This is a genomic window from Comamonas sp. BIGb0124, from assembly GCF_003752175.1.
GTDB lineage: Bacteria > Pseudomonadota > Gammaproteobacteria > Burkholderiales > Burkholderiaceae_C > Comamonas_F.
Genome location: NZ_RJVF01000008.1, coordinates 403,058 through 418,554, shown reverse-complemented (window position 1 = coordinate 418,554; position 15,497 = coordinate 403,058). Strand labels below are relative to the sequence as shown.

Here is a 15,497-nt window from a genome sequence, read left to right as displayed (position 1 = left end):
AGCCTGTGCCGTTCGGCGAGAAACATATCGCCACACGTCTCGTCTCAAATCGATCTCCAGTTTGACGTCGGCCCCGATAAGGGCCGTCGTCCAGTGCAAGTGGAGGCTCATGCTAGCGATGAGTCGATCATCGATTAAGAATCGCTTGCTACAAGCTTATGCGGTTTATCGCCGCGTCCATCGAATGGCAGGGCGTGCCGATGGAATCCGGTTATGCCATTGGTTTGTGTATTTGGGCATGCGGAAATCGATCTTGTGGGGCGAGCCCGGCGGGTTAGCCTTGTGCGGATGAACGGCCAGACGGCCGCCCAGAAAAACGATTCCGACACACAAGGACATTCCGGACAGATGACTTCTTTCTATCGCCAACTCGGCCGCACCGACATCCAGGTCTCGGCCATCGCACTGGGCACCATGACCTGGGGCCAGCAGAACACCGAGGCCGAAGGACACGCCCAGCTCGACTACGCGCTGGCCGAGGGCATCAACTTCATCGACACGGCCGAGAACTACGCCATCCCGCCGCGCCGCGAGACGCAGGGCTCGACCGAGCGCATCATCGGCAACTGGCTGCGGGCGCGCGGCAACCGGCCCAAGATCGTGCTGGCCTCCAAGGTCTCGGGGCCCAGCGAGAGCACCTACCACCGCGAAGACGGATCCTTCCCGCGGCTCGATGCCAAGAACATCAACGAGGCCATCGACAAATCGCTGGCCCGGCTGCAGACCGACTACCTCGACCTCTACCAACTGCACTGGCCGCACCGCAAGGTGCCGCTGTTCGGCGGCGGCAGCCATGCGCCTTCGCGTGGCGGCGACGGCAGCGAAGTGCCCATCGAAGAAACCCTGGATGCGCTCGACGCGCTGGTGCGCGCCGGCAAGGTCCGGCACATCGGCCTGTCCAACGAAACCGCGTGGGGTCTGTCGCGATTCCTGCATGTGGCCGAAACCCAGGGCAAACCGCGTGTGGTCAGCGTGCAGAACGCCTACAACCTGCTCAACCGCACGTACGAAGTCGGCCTGGCCGAGTTCAACGCCCGCGAGCAGGTCGGTCTGCTGGCCTATTCGCCGCTGGCCCAGGGTTACCTGACCGGCAAGTACCAGGGCGGGGCCCGCCCGGCCGGCGCCCGGACCACCTTGTTCGAGCGCGGTGCGCGTTACCAGAAACCCGGCACCGAAGCCGCGATCGACAGCTACCTGCAGGTGGCGCGCGAGTTCGATCTCGATCCCGCGCATCTGGCGATCGCCTATGTGACGAGCCGGCATTTCGTGACCTCCAACATCATCGGTGCCACCCGCCTCGACCAGCTCAAGACCGATCTGGCCTCCAGGCAGGTCGTCATCACGCCCGAGATCGAGGCCCGCATCGATCAGGTCCATCAACTGCACGGCAGCCCCGCACCCTGACCCGCGACATCCCCTGTCGACTCCCCCATGTCTAAACAACAACCACAACAGACCGGCGTGGTGACGCGCCGCGACTTCCTGGGCGCCGCTGCAGCCACCGGCATCGTCACCGCCGGCGCATGGCCCGCGATCGCGCAGGCTGCAGCCACACCGCAGCGCGGCGGCACCCTCAACTGGCTGGTCGATCCCGAGCCGCCCCTGCTGACGGCCGCGATCCAGACCGCCGGTCCGACACGCGCCATCGGCCCGAAGATCAACGAAGGCCTGCTGGACTTCGATTTCGACTGGACGCCCATCCCGGCGCTTGCCACCCAGTGGCAGGTCTCGCCCGATGGCCTGGAGTACGTGTTCACGCTGCGCCGTGGCGTGAAATGGCACGACGGCAAGCCGTTCGGTGCAGCCGACGTGGCGTTCTCCATCCTCTACCTGAAGCAGAACCATCCGAACGGACGCGGCACCTATGCCAACGTGAGCGAGGTGACCACACCCGACAGCCACACGGTGCGCCTGAAGCTCACGGCGCCTGCACCTTACCTGCTGCGTGCACTGGCCGGCAACGAGTCGCCGATCCTGCCCAAACATCTGTTCGACGGCCGTGATCCGCTGAGCAATCCGGCCCACAACGCCCCGATCGGAACGGGGCCCTTCGTCTTCAAGGAATGGGTCAAGGGCAGCCACATCCTGCTCGAACGCAATCCCGACTACTGGGATGCCCCGCGGCCCTACGTGGATCGCATCGTCGTCAAGTTCATCGCCGACCCCGCCGCACGCGCTGCGGCGCTCGAGTCCGGTGCGGTCGACCTGGCGGGCGACAGTCCCATTCCGCTGAGCGATCTGGAGCGTTTCCGGCAACTGCCGCACATCCGGCTCGAGACCCGCGGATACGACTACGCGGGCGATCTCAACCAGATCGTCTTCAATCTCGACAACCCCTACCTCAAGCACCTCGAAGTGCGCCAGGCGATTGCGCATGCGATCGACAAGCAGGCCATTCTCAAGCTGATCTGGTACGGGTATGGCGAGGTGGCCAGCGGGCCCATCATTCCGGCGCAGCGCACCTTCTTCGATCCGGGCCTGCCGCGTTACGCACACGACCTCAAGAAGGCCGAGGCGCTGCTCGATCAGGCCGGTTTCGCCAGGGGCGCGGACGGCGTGCGGTTCACGCTGACCAACGACTTCCTGCCCTACGGCCCCAACTTCAGGCGGGGCTCCGAGTACATCCGGCAGACGCTGGGCCGCGTGGGCATCCGGGTCAACATCCGGGCGCAGGATTTTCCGACCTACATCCGCCGGGTCTACAACGACCGGGATTTCGACTTCGCCAATGCGTGGCTGGGCAATTCGTTCGACCCCACCGTCGGTGTGCAGCGGCTGTTCTGGTCCAAGAACTTCCGCAAGGGCGTTCCGTTCTCCAACGGCTCGCACTACGCCAACGAGCAGGTCGATGCATGGTTCGAGCAGGCGGCCATCGAGCCCGATCCGGCCGTTCGTGCGCAGCTCTTCAGCCGTGTGCAGCACCAGCTGGTGCATGATCTGCCGCACCTCGACCTGGTGGCGCAGAAGAATGTCACGGTTGCCCATGTCCGCGTCCAGGACGCCACCACCAGCATCACCGGCCTCAGGGGCAGCCTGAGCCGGGTCTGGTTGGCGCCGGCCTGAGTCTTTTGTGTTCAACGAACCCTGACCCCTCCAAGATCATGACGACTTCCACGATTTCCCCGGTGCCGCCGGCACCGACGTCCGGCCTGGCGGATCTGCTGGCCGAGCGCTACGGCGACGGCCACGTGCTCGATGCGGTCGACAACGATGTCGTCCGGCACATCCTGAATCACCGCTCGGTGCGCGCCTTCGAAGACCGCGCGTTGCCGGACAACACGCTCGAAACCCTGGTCGCTGCGGCGCAGTCGGGGTCGAGCTCATCGAACCTGCAGGTCTGGAGCGTGGTGGCGGTGCAGGACCGCACCCACAAGGACCAGTTGGCGGTGTGGGCCAACAACCAGGATTTTGTCCGCCAGGCGCCGCTTTTTCTGGTGTGGCTGGCCGATCTGTCCCGTGTGCGCCAGGTGGCGGAGCCGCCTCCCGGCGTGGAGATCGACGGCGCGGATTACCTCGAGTCGGTGATTCTGGCTTCGGTCGATACCGCGATCGCGGCGCAGAACGCCGTGCTGGCCGCCGAGTCGCTGGGCCTGGGCGCCGTCTATGTGGGCGCCATCCGCAGCAACGTGCGCGCCATTGCACACGACCTGGCGCTGCCGCCCTACGTCTATCCGGTGTTCGGCCTGGCTGTGGGGCATCCGGTCGAGTCCAAACCGTCGTACATCCGGCCGCGCCTGCCGCAGGCCGCCGTGCTGCACCGCGAGCGCTACGACGGCAGCGTGCAGGCCGAAGCCGCCCAGAGCTACAACGGTGCGCTCGATGCCTTCTGGAAAAAGCAGTCCATCGACCATCCGCTGTGGACACGGCACCTTGCGCGCCGCCTGGGCAATGTGGGGCGCAGCGGCGACGCCCGCTACGAGCTGCGCAGCATCCTGACCGAACTCGGTTTTCCGCTGCGCTGACGGCCTCGGCTCAGCCGCGAAGCAGGGGCAGCAGCTGTTGACCCTGTCTTTCGATCTCGTTCAGATAGGGCGTGTCCGACAGGATGAACTTGGAGATGCCGAGGTCCTGATACTTGCGCAGCGAGCGCGCGACATCTTGCGCCGAGCCCACCAGCCACGTCGTGCCGGCCCCGCCGCCGCCGAACTTGCCCGGCGCGGTGTAGAGGTTGTCGTCGAGCACCTCGCCGCGTGCCTGCAGATCGAGCAGGCGTTGCTGGCCGACGGCCACCGCGCGCCGGTGGTCGTGCCATCCCGCGCCCTGGGTCTTGGCCATCTCCGCGACCTTGGCTTCGGCATCGGCCCAGGCCTGTTCGGTCGTGTCGCGCACCAGGGTGGTGATGCGCAGTCCGAATTCCAGCGGTGCGTGTTCGCGGCCCAGCGCCTGGCTGAGCGCCTTGAGCCGTTCGATGCGCTGCCGCACGTCTTCCAGCGGCTCGCCCCAGAACAACTGCACATCGGCCTGTGTCGCCGACACTTGCTCGGCCGCTGCCGAGGCGCCGCCGAAGTACAGCTGCGGATGCCGGCGTGTGCCTTGTACGTGAATGCGCGGCACGACCGTGGAGTCGGTGACCTGGAAGTGTTCGCCCCTGTAGGTGACGTTCTCCTCGGTCCACAGCTTGCGGACCAATTCCATGAATTCACGGGTGCGGGCGTAGCGATGGGCCTGATCGCCTTCGCTGTCGCCATAGGCATCGAGATTGTCCTTGCCCGAGACGATGTTGATGCGCACGCGTCCACCGGTCAGGTGGTCCAGCGTCGCCGCTGCCGAGGCGAAGTTGGCCGGACGCCAGTAGCCGGGGCGGATCGCGATCAGGGGCTCGAAGGTGTCGGTGCGTGCCGCGAGTGCGGTCGCCACGGTGAAGGTATCGGGCCGGCCCCAGCCGGTGCCCAGCAGGGCGCCCGTCCAGCCGTTCGCCTCCAGGGCCTTGGCATGGCGGGTGAGTGTGTCCAGGCTGTTGTGGCCGTCGGTGGCAGAGTCGCCGCGATGTCCTGCAACGACCTGATTCGGGATGTACCAGAGGAATTCGGCTTGTTGGCTCATGAGGTCGTTTGCTTCGATGGTGAGGGCGCTGCTGTCTTGTCATCAAGACGGTCGTATCCGTCGGCTCCGCTTGAATGCGGGGTGCGTGACCGGGGCATCCGGAGGGCTGCGCGGAATCGCCGCCGGAAGGCCCATGAAAATGAACAACCCAAAATAGTAGGCGTTCGGGGCCGAGATCAAACAATCCTTTGCTTATATGAATATGCCGGGGCCGGCCGTCTTCAGGCAACCGCAGCCGGCCCGGGCGGAAGCCCGACGCCGGCGCGCACGGGCGGCGGCGTGCCGTTGACCGCGAAGTCGCCCACGATGCGTGTGTGGTAGATGCGCGGATTGTGCGAGGAGATGGTGCGGGCGTTTCGCCAGTGACGGTCGAGGGCCTGGCTGCGTTGCGCCGAGGAAGCGCCCAGGGCGTCGAACAGACGGGCCGTGGCATCGAGGATCAGGTCGGTCACCGTGGTCACGGCCTGGCTGACTTCGATCTCGGCCTCGTCGTAGACGGCCTGGCGCTGTTCGGGCGGCAGGTGCTTGGCGTGATGCGCGCGTTCGAGCGCCCGGGCCGCATCGAGCGTGATGACGCCGGCGGCATGCGCGGCTGCGCGCACGCGGCCCACCACCTCCAGCACTTGCGGATCCTCGCTGCTGCGGGCATTGCTGCGGCCGCCGTAGACCCGTTTCCGTGCCGCCACCCGTTCGGCCAGCTCGCGGCTGGCGGCGCGGCCGATGCCGCTGAGTTCGGCCAGGTGCACCAGCTGATAGAAGCCGACCGAGTAACCGAAGCGTCCCGCATACGGTTTGACATGGTCGGCCTGCAGCACGACGTTGTCGAAACGCGCGGTGCCGCTGGCACTGAGCTGCTGCCCGAATCCATCCCAATCGTCGACGATCTCGAGGCCCTCGGAAGGGAAGGGCACCAGTGCACCGATGGGCTCGCCCTGTTCCGTGCTGGCCGAGATATGGATCCATTCGGAGAGCAGCGAACCCGTGGTGTAGAACTTGGTGCCGTTCACCACATAGTGATCGCCCTGGCGCACCACGGTGGTCGAGTGCTGGCCCAGCGTGTTGTCTCCGACTTCCGAGAATCCGCTGCCCGTGAGCGCACCTGCCGCAATGCGGGCCAGCCAGCCGTCGCGCCATTCGCCTGCCGGCTGCTCCAGCAGTTCTTCTGTGAGGCCGAAATGCGAACGCAGGGCATTGGTGACATTGGGATCGCCCTCGCTGAGTTCGATCAGCAGCGAAAACAGCTCCGGCAGGGTCAGGTCTTCACCGCCCAGCTCACGCGGCAGGCGCAGGCGGGTCAGGCCCAGGTCGCGCAACCGGTGCAGCTCGGCCTGGGGCAGGCGATGGGTCTGCTCGCGCTCCGGCGCACCGGCGCGTATGGCCGCGAACACCGGGCGGAAACGCTCGGCGATGGCGCTGTAGCGTGCGCTGGGGGCATCGCCCCAGGCCCTGTCGGCGATGGCGGCGCGTGGGGCGTAGCCGGCGGCTGCCGGGGTATCGGATGAGAGGGCTGTCGTTGTCATGTGCAGTTCTTCGGGGATGGTTGCCGGACATTGCGCGTCGGCCACCATGGGCACGCGTCGATGAAAGGGGCCGGCCGGACCGCCTTGCCACGGCGCCGATGACGCCGGCTTCGAGCCGAGCCCGCCGCCGGCGTTCGTCTTCAGGCCGCGCGCAGCAGGTGGGGAGAGGCCGCCTGGACGGGCGCCTGTCCGAGCGGCGACCGGCTATCGGCAGAGGATCCTTCGCGTGCCGCCGGCACCGCGGCAATGAGCTGCTGCGTGTACGCATGCTGCGGCCGGCTCCACACGTCCTGCACACGGCCGGACTCGACGATGCGGCCGCCGTTCATCACCAGTGCCCGGTCGGCGATGTAGCGCACCACGGCCAGGTCGTGCGAGATGAACAGATAGGAGAGCTGGAAAGCCTGCTTGAGCTCGACCAGCAGATTCAGGATCTGGGCCTGGATGGACACATCCAGGGCCGAGACCGGCTCGTCGAGAATCAACAGCGAGGGCTTGAGGATGAGCGCACGCGCGATGCCGATCCGCTGCCGCTGTCCGCCCGAGAACTCGTGCGGATAACGCTGGGCCGAATCGGATGGCAATCCCACGCGGTCGAGTATGGCGGTGATGGCCGCCTGGCGGGCCTGGCGATTGCCGTGTCCATGCACCACCAGCACGCTCTCCAGGATGTCGTGCACGGTGCGTCGCGGATTGAGCGATGCATACGGATCCTGGAACACCATCTGGATGCGGGGACGCCAGGGCTGGAGTGCTCGGGGCGAAAGTTGTGCCAGATCGGTGCCGTCCAGCAGGATCTGGCCGCTCGTGGGCTGCAGCAGCCTCAGCAGGGTGCGCGAGAGCGTGGATTTTCCGCAGCCGGATTCACCGACCAGACCCACGGTTTCGCCCTGTGCGATGTCGAAAGACACCTGATCGACCGCACGCACATGGCCGTGCCGTCCGCTGTACTCGGTGACCAGCTCGCGCACCGACAGCAGAGGGTGTTCGGCCGCCGCCGGTGGGGCCGAGACGCCGGATGCCGACGCGAACACCGACTCGGGGCGGAACAGCGTGAACACCGGATCGGCGCTGGCGGTCTCCCGGTGGGTGCGGATCTCGGGCAGGGGACCGTCGCGGTAGTGCAGATCCTTGCCCGCGTGCAGCGATGCGCCCAGCAGGCCGCGCGTGTAGGCATGCTGGGGCTGTGCGAACAGGCGAGCCGTCTCGGCTTCCTCGACCTTGCGGCCGCCATGCATCACGGCCACCCGGTCGGCCCATTGAGACACCACGCCCAGATCGTGGGTGATCAGCAGCAGCGACATCGACAGCTCGCGCCGCAGATTGTCGAGCAGCTCCAGAATCTGCGCCTGGATGGTCACATCCAGCGCCGTGGTCGGTTCGTCGGCGATCAGCAACTGCGGTTTGCAGGCGACCGCCATCGCGATCATGATGCGCTGGCGCTGGCCACCCGACAGGTGATGCGGATAGTCGTCGATGCGGCGGGCCGCCTGCGGCAGCCGCACCAGCTCCAGCAGCTCGATCGCCCGGACCCGGGCTTCTCGGGCGCTCAGCGACTCGTGCTGGCGCAGCGTTTCCACGATCTGCTCGCCGATGGTGTACACCGGGTTGAGCGAGGTCATGGGCTCCTGGAAGATCATCGAGATGTTCTTGCCGCGCAGATTGCGGAGTTCCGGCGGCGTCAGGCTCAGCACATTGCGGCCGTTGAAGTCGATGCGGCCGTCCAGCCGGGCCGAAGGCGCCAGCAGGCGCAGGATCGCCAGCGCGGTGGTCGATTTGCCGCAGCCCGATTCACCGACCAGTGCCAGCGTCTCGCCGCGCCGAAGCTGCAGGTCGAGATCGCGCACGGCCTGCTGTTCGCCGCGGGTCCCCTTGAAGAACACATTGAGCCGCTGGATGTCGAGCAGCAGCTCGCCGTGGGCCGATGGCGCGGTTGCCGTGCGCGCCGAATATGCGGTGTGTGCGGTGTGCGAAGTGGTCATGGTGGGAGGATTCCTCAGCGTGTGCCGCGCAGACGCGGGTTGAAGGCGTCGTTCAGTGCATCGCCCACCAGGTTGAGCGCCAGCACGGACAGCACGATGGCCAGCCCGGGCAGTGCCGTCAGATACCAGGCGGTGCGCAGCAGTTCACGTCCTTCGCCGATCATGCTGCCCCACGACACTTGGTTGGGGTCGCCCATGCCCAGAAACGACAGGGCCGATTCGATCAGGATCGCGCTGGCCACCAGCACCGAGGTGGTGACGATGACGGGGGGCAGCGCATTGGGCAGGATCTCCTGGAAGATGATGCGCAGATCCGAGAAGCCCTGGCTTCGTGCGGCCTGCACGAACTCGGATTCGCGCAGCCAGCGGAACTCGGCACGCACCAGGCGCGCGATGACCGGCCATGCCGCCAGGCCGATCGCCAGCACGATGACGCCGATGGAGGGCTGGCCGATGGCCACGATCACGATCACGAACAGAAAGGTCGGCACGGTCTGGAACAGCTCGGTGATGCGGACCAGGATGTCGTCGATACGCCCGCCGAAGTAGCCCGCCGTCGCGCCGACCGTGATGCCGATGATCAGGCTGATGACAGCCGCCACGGCGCCCACGGCCAGCGACACGCGGGCACCGTGGGCCAGCCCGGCTGCCACGTTGCGGCCCAGCGAGTCGCTGCCCAGCGGCGCTTCTGCACTGGTGAATGGCCACAGCAGCGGCTCGGCCACCATGTCGAGCGGATCGCCCGGGAACAGGACGTTCGCAAAGGCCGCGATCGCCACGATCGCCAGCAGGATGAACAGGCCGGCCAGGCCCGAGGGGTTGCGCAGAAACGCCTGCCAGGACTCTGAAAGTCCACGCGGCTGGCCGGATGCAGGCACCGGCTGCGCTCGGGACAGGCGCAGGAAAGGAAGTCTGGGAAGACGGGTGAGACTGAGTTTCATGAGAGCGATCGGAGGCGGGTATCGGGCCGTGTCAGCGCAACTGGATGCGGGGATCCAGCCAGGCGTGAAGAATGTCGACCAGCATGTTGGCGACGATCACCAGCAGCGAGGACAGGAAAAGAATGCCGAGCAGCACGTTGTAGTCGCGCGCCAGCACCGACTCGAGTGCCAGCCGGCCCAGGCCCGGCCAACTGAACACGACTTCGACCACCACCGAGCCGCCCAGCAGCGTGCCGAAGTGCATGCCTGCGACCGTGGTCACGGGGATCAGCGCATTGCGCAGCACGTGCCGCAGCGTGATGCGGACCGGCCCGAGGCCCTTGGCCTGTGCCGTGCGCACATGGTCCTGCCGGCTCACCTCCAGCATCGCCGAACGCGTCAGGCGCGAAAAGATGGCGATCAGGAAACCGGACATCGCCAGGGCCGGCAGGATCAGATGCTGGGCCACATCCACGACGTGGTCCCAGCCCTGCAGATCCGCGCCGATGGTGATGTTGCCCCCCGTCGGCAGCCAGCCCAGCTTCACCGCGAACAGCACGATCGCCATCAGACCCAGCCAGAAACCCGGCGTCGAGTACAGCAGCAGGGCCAGCACCGACAGCAGCCTGTCCTGCCATTTGCCCACATGGGTGGCCATCACACCGCCCAGAACCAGGCCCGCCAGCAGAGCCAGGCCCAGTGCGGTCAGCATCAGCAGCAGCGTGGCGCCCAGCCGGCCGGCGATCAGGTCGACCACCGGCACGTTGTGGCGAGGCGACACCCCCAGGCTCAGGTGGGCCAGGTTGTTGAGGTAGGCGCCCAACTGGTTCAGCACCGGCAGATCGAGACCGAAGTGCGTGCGCAGTTGCGCCATGGTCTCGGCGGTGGCGGCACCCGATTCGGCCGCAATCACATCGGCCGCGTCGCCGGGAACCAGCTGCATCAGAAAGAAGTTGAGCAGGATGACCCCGATCACGGTCGGGATGGCCTGCCAGGCCGTGCGCCGCAGGGTACTGCCCAGTCGCTGCGTGGTGGTACTCATGGTGTCTTGCCTTTTGGGGTCGTGCGTGGCGGAGCCGGCGCTCAGGGAGCAGGGGCCAGTTTCACGTCGGCAAAGCTGCCGCGGATGCCTTCGCCCGTGGGGGCGTAATCGCTCACGCGCCGGTTGGCGATGGTGATCGTGGGGTTGGCGCCGATCTCGATCGACGGCACGTCGCGGTGCACCACCTGCTGGAAGTCCGAGAACAGCTTCTTGCGCTGCGCGTCGTCGACCTCGATGGCCGCGGCCTCGAGCAGGCGGTCGGCCTCGTCGCTCACGTAGTGCGGGGCATTCGAGAACGGCAGCCCGATCTTGAAGTTCTTCGACCAGAAGATGCGCTGAACGCCCAGCGTGGGATCGAAGATGTTGGTCAGGTTCTCGACCGTGATGTCGAAAGCCCGGTCGGTATAGGCCTTGGTGACATAGCTGGCGAAGTCATAGCTCTGCAGATCGGCACGGATGCCGATGCGGCCCAGCGCCTGGCGCACGAACTCGGCGGCGCGGCGGTCCACGAACGGGTTGTAGAGCAGGCGTACGGCAAAACGGTTGCCGTCGGCAGCGCGTTTGAGGCCTGCTGCGTCCAGTGCGGCCTCGGCAGCCTTCGGGTCGTAGGGGTAGGGCTGGATGGAGGCGTCGTGATAGGGGCTGGCTTTGCCGATCGGGCTGGCCGAGGCCGTGCCGTTGCCGTACCAGACGCTCTTGATCAGCGTGTTGACATTGACCGCCTGCGCCACGGCCCGGCGCACGGCCACGTCCTTGAACTGGGGTGTGTCGAGGTTGTAGAAGATCTGCACGTGGTTGCCGACGTACGGCCAGTCGCGTGTATCCACCGTCACGTTCGGCAGCTTGCGGAAGCGCTCGACATCGCTCAGCGGAATGACCTGGCTGCCCAGCAGCACCTCGCCGGATTCGAGCGCGGCGGCACGCGAGGCTGCATCCGGAATGAAGCGCACGATGACCTGGTCCAGCGAGGGCTTGGGCTGGTCCCAGTAGTTCGGGTTGCGTTCGAGCTTGACATAGCTGCCCCGCACCCATTCCTTGAACACATACGGACCGGTGCCCACCGGCCGGCTGTTGTAGGGGTTGCTGGCGATGTCCTTGCCCTCGTAGAGGTGCTTGGGAATGATGGGCGACTCGGCGCCTGCCAAGGCCGTCAGCAGGTAGGGGGCGGGCTTGGCGAGCACCAGTACCACCTGGTCGGGCGCGGGGGTGCGCACTTCGGTCACGTTGGCGAACGTCACGCGGCCACGCGGGTGGTACTGCTTGAGCGTCTGGATCGAGAAGGCCACATCGGCCGAGCTGAAGGGCTGGCCGTCGTGCCAGGTCACGCCTTTGCGCAGCGTGAAGCTGTATTGCAGGCCGTCGGGGCTGACCGACCATTGCGTGGCCAGCAGCGGGCGCGGCTGCAGCTTGAAGTCGTAGGTCAGCAGGCCTTCGACCACCTTGGGGCCGATTTCCGTGTTGCCGCCCGCGGTGGTGACCAGCGGCACCAGCGAAGAGGGCTCGGGGTCGACCACCCAGGTCAGTGTCTTGCCGCCGCTCTGCGCCAGAGCCCAAGGGCTGGCCAGGGCCAGCGCCCCCCATAAGGCGGCCGTGCCGATCCGGCTCGCCAATGTGTTGAACTGCATCGTCTGCTTCCGCGAGAAAAGGACACATGCTAGAGAGGCCGGCGCGTTCGTCCAACTGACAAATCGGCATGAGCTTAGACGTCGCGCCGCGCCGCGCCGTGCTGTGCCGGCTAGAGGTTGGCGACGCCGCCGTCGACCAGCAGCTCGGTGCCGACGACAAAACGCGATTCGTCCGAGGCCAGGAACACCGCAGCCCGGGCCAGCTCCCAGGGCGTGCCCATGCGGCCGATCGGCACCAGTTCGCGGATCTGCGCACGCATCGCGTCCTGCTGGGCCGCAGGAAGCCCGAGCTTGCCGAGTGCGGGCGTCTCGGTCGGCCCCGGGCTCAGGCCGTTGACCCGGATGCCCCGCGCGGCCAGCTCGCCGGACAAGGTGCGGGCCAGCGACAGCAGCCCCGCCTTGCTCGCGGCATAGGCACTGCTCTGCGGCAGCCCGATGTGGGCGCTGGTCGAGCCGCACACGATGACCGAGCTCGGGTTGGCCAGCAGGGACAGCACCGACTGGATCAGAAAAAAAGGCCCTTTCAGGTTGATGTCCATGAGCCGGTCCCAGGTCCCGGCCGTCCAGTCTTCGAGCGGCAGATGCGTGACGTCGCCCGCATTGGCAAACAGCACATCCAGGCGCGGCCAGCGTTCGGCCAGTTGCCGGGCCAGCGCCTGCTGCGAAGCCACATCGCCGGCATCGCTTCGGATCAGCCAGGCCCTGTCGCCCAGTTCGCGGCCGGCCTGCTCAAGGGCCTGCGCATTGCGGCCGGTGATGGCCACGGTCGCGCCTTCGGCCAGGAACTGGCGTGCGGTTTCCAGCCCGATGCCGCTGCTGCCGCCGGTGATCAAGGCGAACTTGTCTTTCAGTCGTGTCATGGAGAAATGTCCTGTGTCTCTTCGAAAAACACACAGTCTCTCTCCGGCGGTATCCTTTGCCCAGTAGGAACCAAAAGGATACCGAGTGGCCGACAGAACACCCATGCACACGCTTCGCCTGCAAGACGCGCACGCCGACCGCCCCGTCCCGGCTCGCCGTGTGGTCCGCGGCGGGCAGGTGGTGCCCGATCCGCGCCCACCCGCCGATCTCGCAGCACTGGAGGCCGGGCCGTGTCCCATGGTCACCTTCGTCAACCTGATCTCGGGCAAATGGGCCATTCCCATCCTGTATCGGCTGATCGTGAGCGATGCCCCCATTCGCTTCAACGAATTGCAACGTGCCGTCCGTCCCATCACACAGAAAGAACTGACCCGGCAGTTGAGGCAGTTCGAGCAGCGGGGGCTGCTGCAGCGCACGGCATATGCCGAAGTGCCGCCGCGCGTCGAATACCGCATCACGCCGCTGGGTGCCTCGCTGCGCCCCACGCTCGACCTGCTGGCGGACTGGATGCGTGAACATGCCCCCAGCCTGACCCAGGCGAGCCCGGCAGAGTCCCCGAGGCTGGCCGCTGCATAAGCATGGCTGAAAATCGAGCGAGGCCTCGTGCGCGTCTGGTCTTGTAATACAGGGTTTGGGTGCTGATCGCACCCGGCTTTTCTTGAGAGGAATCCGTGCCATGACTTACCGATACCTGGGCCGCAGCGGCCTCAAAGTTTCCCGTCTCGCTTTGGGCACCATGATGTTCGGCGGCCCGACGGACGAGGCCACTTCCCACGAGATCATCGCCCGTGCCAAATCGCAGGGCGTCAATTTCATCGACACGGCCGATGTCTACCAGAAGGGCATCACCGAGCAAGTCGTGGGCCGCGCGCTGCAGAAGGACCGCGACGACTGGGTGTTGGCCACCAAGTTCGGCAACGCACTGGGCGACGGCCCGAACCGCCGCGGCACCTCGCGCAAGTGGATCATCGAAGCCGTGGAAGGCAGCCTGCGCCGCCTGGGAACCGACTACATCGACCTGCTGTACTTCCATCGCGCAGATTTCGATGCGCCGCTGGGTGAAGCCGTGCGGGCCATCGGCGACCTGGTCCGCGCCGGCAAGGTTCGTTATTTCGGCCTGTCCAACTTCCGTGGCTGGCGCATCGCCGAAGTCGCTCACCTGGCCGACGCCGAAGGCATCGACCGCCCGATTGCCAGCCAGCCGCTCTACAACCTGGTCAATCGCACGGCCGAAGCCGAGCAACTGCCGGCAGCTGCCGCTTACGGTCTGGGCGTGGTCTCGTACAGCCCGCTGGCGCGCGGCGTGCTGACCGCCAAGTACCCCACCTGCGGCGACGCCGAAGAGGGCTCGCGCGCTGCCCGCAAGGACAAGCGTCTGCTCGAGACCGAATGGCGCATCGAATCCATCGAGATCGCCGAGGAGATCCGCCGGCACACGGCAGAGCGCGGCATCACCCCCACCGACTTCGCCGTGGCCTGGGTGCTGAACAACCAGCTCATCACCTCGGCGATTGCCGGGCCCCGCACCTTCGAGCAGTGGGAAGGTTATGTCAAGGCGCTCGACTACCGCTTCACCGCCGAAGACGAGGATCTGGTCAACCGCCTGGTGGCGGCCGGCCACGCCTCGACCCCGGGCTACACCGACCCCGGCCATCCCGTCGAAGGCCGGGTGCCGTATGTCGAAGCCGGCGCGAGCCACTGACGAGCGGTTCGTCCTTGCGCCGAAGCTCGGCCTAGAGCTGGCTCATGCCGCCGTCCACCAGGATCTCGCTGCCGACGATGAATGAGGATTCGGCGGCGGCGAGATGCAGAACCGTGGCTGCGATCTCTTCGGCTCGGGCAAACCGGCCCAGCGGCACCATCTGCCGGATATGCGCTTTGGCCAGCTCCAGACGCTCCGCAGCCATCCCGAGCTTGCCGAACAGCGGCGTTTCCACCGGGCCGGGGCTGACCACATTGACGCGCACCCCTTGTGCCATCAGCTCTTTGGACAGCGTGCGTGCCAGCGAGATCAGCGCAGCCTTGCTGGCTGCATACACCGATGACATGTCCATGCCGACGTGGGCGTTGACCGAACCGTTCAGGACGATGGAGGCGCCGTCGTTGAGACGGGCGCGCAGGGCCTGGATCTGGAAAAAAGGCCCCCGCGCATTGACGTCGAACACCTCGGCCCACAGCGCTTCCGTGACGCTGCTCAACGGTGCCAGACGGGCGATGCCCGAGTTCAGAAACACGGCATCGAGGTGAAGTCGGGCCGAGGCCAGGGAATCGGCAAGCTCTGCCGCCGCCGCCGCGGAGCCGGTGGCATTGCGGATGCCGATGGCATGGTCGCCCAGGCTGATTCTGGCCGCATCGAGGCGGCCGGGGTCGCGGCCGGTGATCACCACCCTGGCGCCTTCGTCGATGAAGGCTCTTGCTGCGGCAAAACCGATGCCGCTGCTGCCCCCCGTGACGAGAACCACTTTTTGATCGAAGCGTCGCATAGGCTTTCTTTCGGTTGGATC

General features: G+C 66.5%; 13 protein-coding genes. 5 read left to right on the top strand and 8 right to left on the bottom strand.

All coding sequences use genetic code 11. The annotated features are described in order from the left end of the window. Window positions 1–348 precede the first annotated feature (348 nt). Genes EC845_RS03105 through EC845_RS03095 form a run of 3 tightly spaced genes read left to right on the top strand, consistent with a single transcriptional unit; the run spans window position 349 to window position 3,962 of the window. The gene (locus tag EC845_RS03105; protein ID WP_123296330.1) at window positions 349–1,404 is read left to right on the top strand and encodes an NADP(H)-dependent aldo-keto reductase; all 1,056 of its coding nucleotides are present in this window, start codon (window positions 349–351) and stop codon (window positions 1,402–1,404) included. 27 nt (window positions 1,405–1,431) lie between these two features. Further along, window positions 1,432–3,063, top strand: coding sequence for an ABC transporter substrate-binding protein (locus EC845_RS03100; RefSeq protein WP_123295741.1), 1,632 nt, complete (start codon window positions 1,432–1,434; stop codon window positions 3,061–3,063). Window positions 3,064–3,101: 38 nt separating this feature from the next. Continuing rightward, the gene (locus tag EC845_RS03095; RefSeq protein ID WP_123295740.1) at window positions 3,102–3,962 is read left to right on the top strand and encodes a nitroreductase family protein; all 861 of its coding nucleotides are present in this window, start codon (window positions 3,102–3,104) and stop codon (window positions 3,960–3,962) included. Window positions 3,963–3,972: 10 nt separating this feature from the next. On the opposite strand, the gene EC845_RS03090 is transcribed toward EC845_RS03095, so the two are convergent. The 7 genes from EC845_RS03090 to EC845_RS03060 all read right to left on the bottom strand — a co-directional run bounded on the left by EC845_RS03090 (window position 3,973) and on the right by EC845_RS03060 (window position 12,992). Further along, window positions 3,973–5,043, bottom strand: a complete 1,071-nt coding sequence (locus tag EC845_RS03090; RefSeq protein ID WP_123295739.1) for an LLM class flavin-dependent oxidoreductase — start codon at window positions 5,041–5,043, stop codon at window positions 3,973–3,975. A 221-nt stretch (window positions 5,044–5,264) separates the two neighbouring features. Further along, window positions 5,265–6,563: an acyl-CoA dehydrogenase family protein gene (locus tag EC845_RS03085; protein ID WP_123296329.1), complete on the bottom strand. Its 1,299-nt coding sequence runs from the start codon at window positions 6,561–6,563 to the stop codon at window positions 5,265–5,267. A gap of 140 nt (window positions 6,564–6,703) precedes the next feature. Continuing rightward, the gene (locus EC845_RS03080) at window positions 6,704–8,545 is read right to left on the bottom strand and encodes an ABC transporter ATP-binding protein (RefSeq protein ID WP_123295738.1); all 1,842 of its coding nucleotides are present in this window, start codon (window positions 8,543–8,545) and stop codon (window positions 6,704–6,706) included. Window positions 8,546–8,559: 14 nt separating this feature from the next. Further along, window positions 8,560–9,486, bottom strand: coding sequence for an ABC transporter permease (locus EC845_RS03075; protein ID WP_123295737.1), 927 nt, complete (start codon window positions 9,484–9,486; stop codon window positions 8,560–8,562). Between the two features lie 31 nt (window positions 9,487–9,517). Further along, window positions 9,518–10,507, bottom strand: a complete 990-nt coding sequence (locus EC845_RS03070; RefSeq protein WP_123295736.1) for an ABC transporter permease — start codon at window positions 10,505–10,507, stop codon at window positions 9,518–9,520. A 41-nt stretch (window positions 10,508–10,548) separates the two neighbouring features. After that, the gene (locus EC845_RS03065) at window positions 10,549–12,132 is read right to left on the bottom strand and encodes an ABC transporter substrate-binding protein (RefSeq protein ID WP_123295735.1); all 1,584 of its coding nucleotides are present in this window, start codon (window positions 12,130–12,132) and stop codon (window positions 10,549–10,551) included. Between the two features lie 110 nt (window positions 12,133–12,242). Next, complete coding sequence (locus EC845_RS03060) at window positions 12,243–12,992, bottom strand: SDR family oxidoreductase (RefSeq protein WP_123295734.1); 750 nt, start codon at window positions 12,990–12,992, stop codon at window positions 12,243–12,245. 103 nt (window positions 12,993–13,095) lie between these two features. Between EC845_RS03060 and EC845_RS03055 the strand changes: the two genes are divergently transcribed. Then, on the top strand, window positions 13,096–13,569 hold the full coding sequence (locus EC845_RS03055; protein WP_123295733.1) for a helix-turn-helix domain-containing protein: 474 nt from the start codon (window positions 13,096–13,098) through the stop codon (window positions 13,567–13,569). 100 nt (window positions 13,570–13,669) lie between these two features. Then, window positions 13,670–14,695 carry an aldo/keto reductase gene (locus EC845_RS03050; RefSeq protein WP_123295732.1) on the top strand — a complete coding sequence of 342 codons (1,026 nt, stop codon included), beginning with the start codon at window positions 13,670–13,672 and terminating at the stop codon, window positions 14,693–14,695. Window positions 14,696–14,726: 31 nt separating this feature from the next. On the opposite strand, the gene EC845_RS03045 is transcribed toward EC845_RS03050, so the two are convergent. Continuing rightward, window positions 14,727–15,476, bottom strand: a complete 750-nt coding sequence (locus EC845_RS03045) for an SDR family oxidoreductase (protein ID WP_123295731.1) — start codon at window positions 15,474–15,476, stop codon at window positions 14,727–14,729. Window positions 15,477–15,497: the final 21 nt, after the last annotated feature.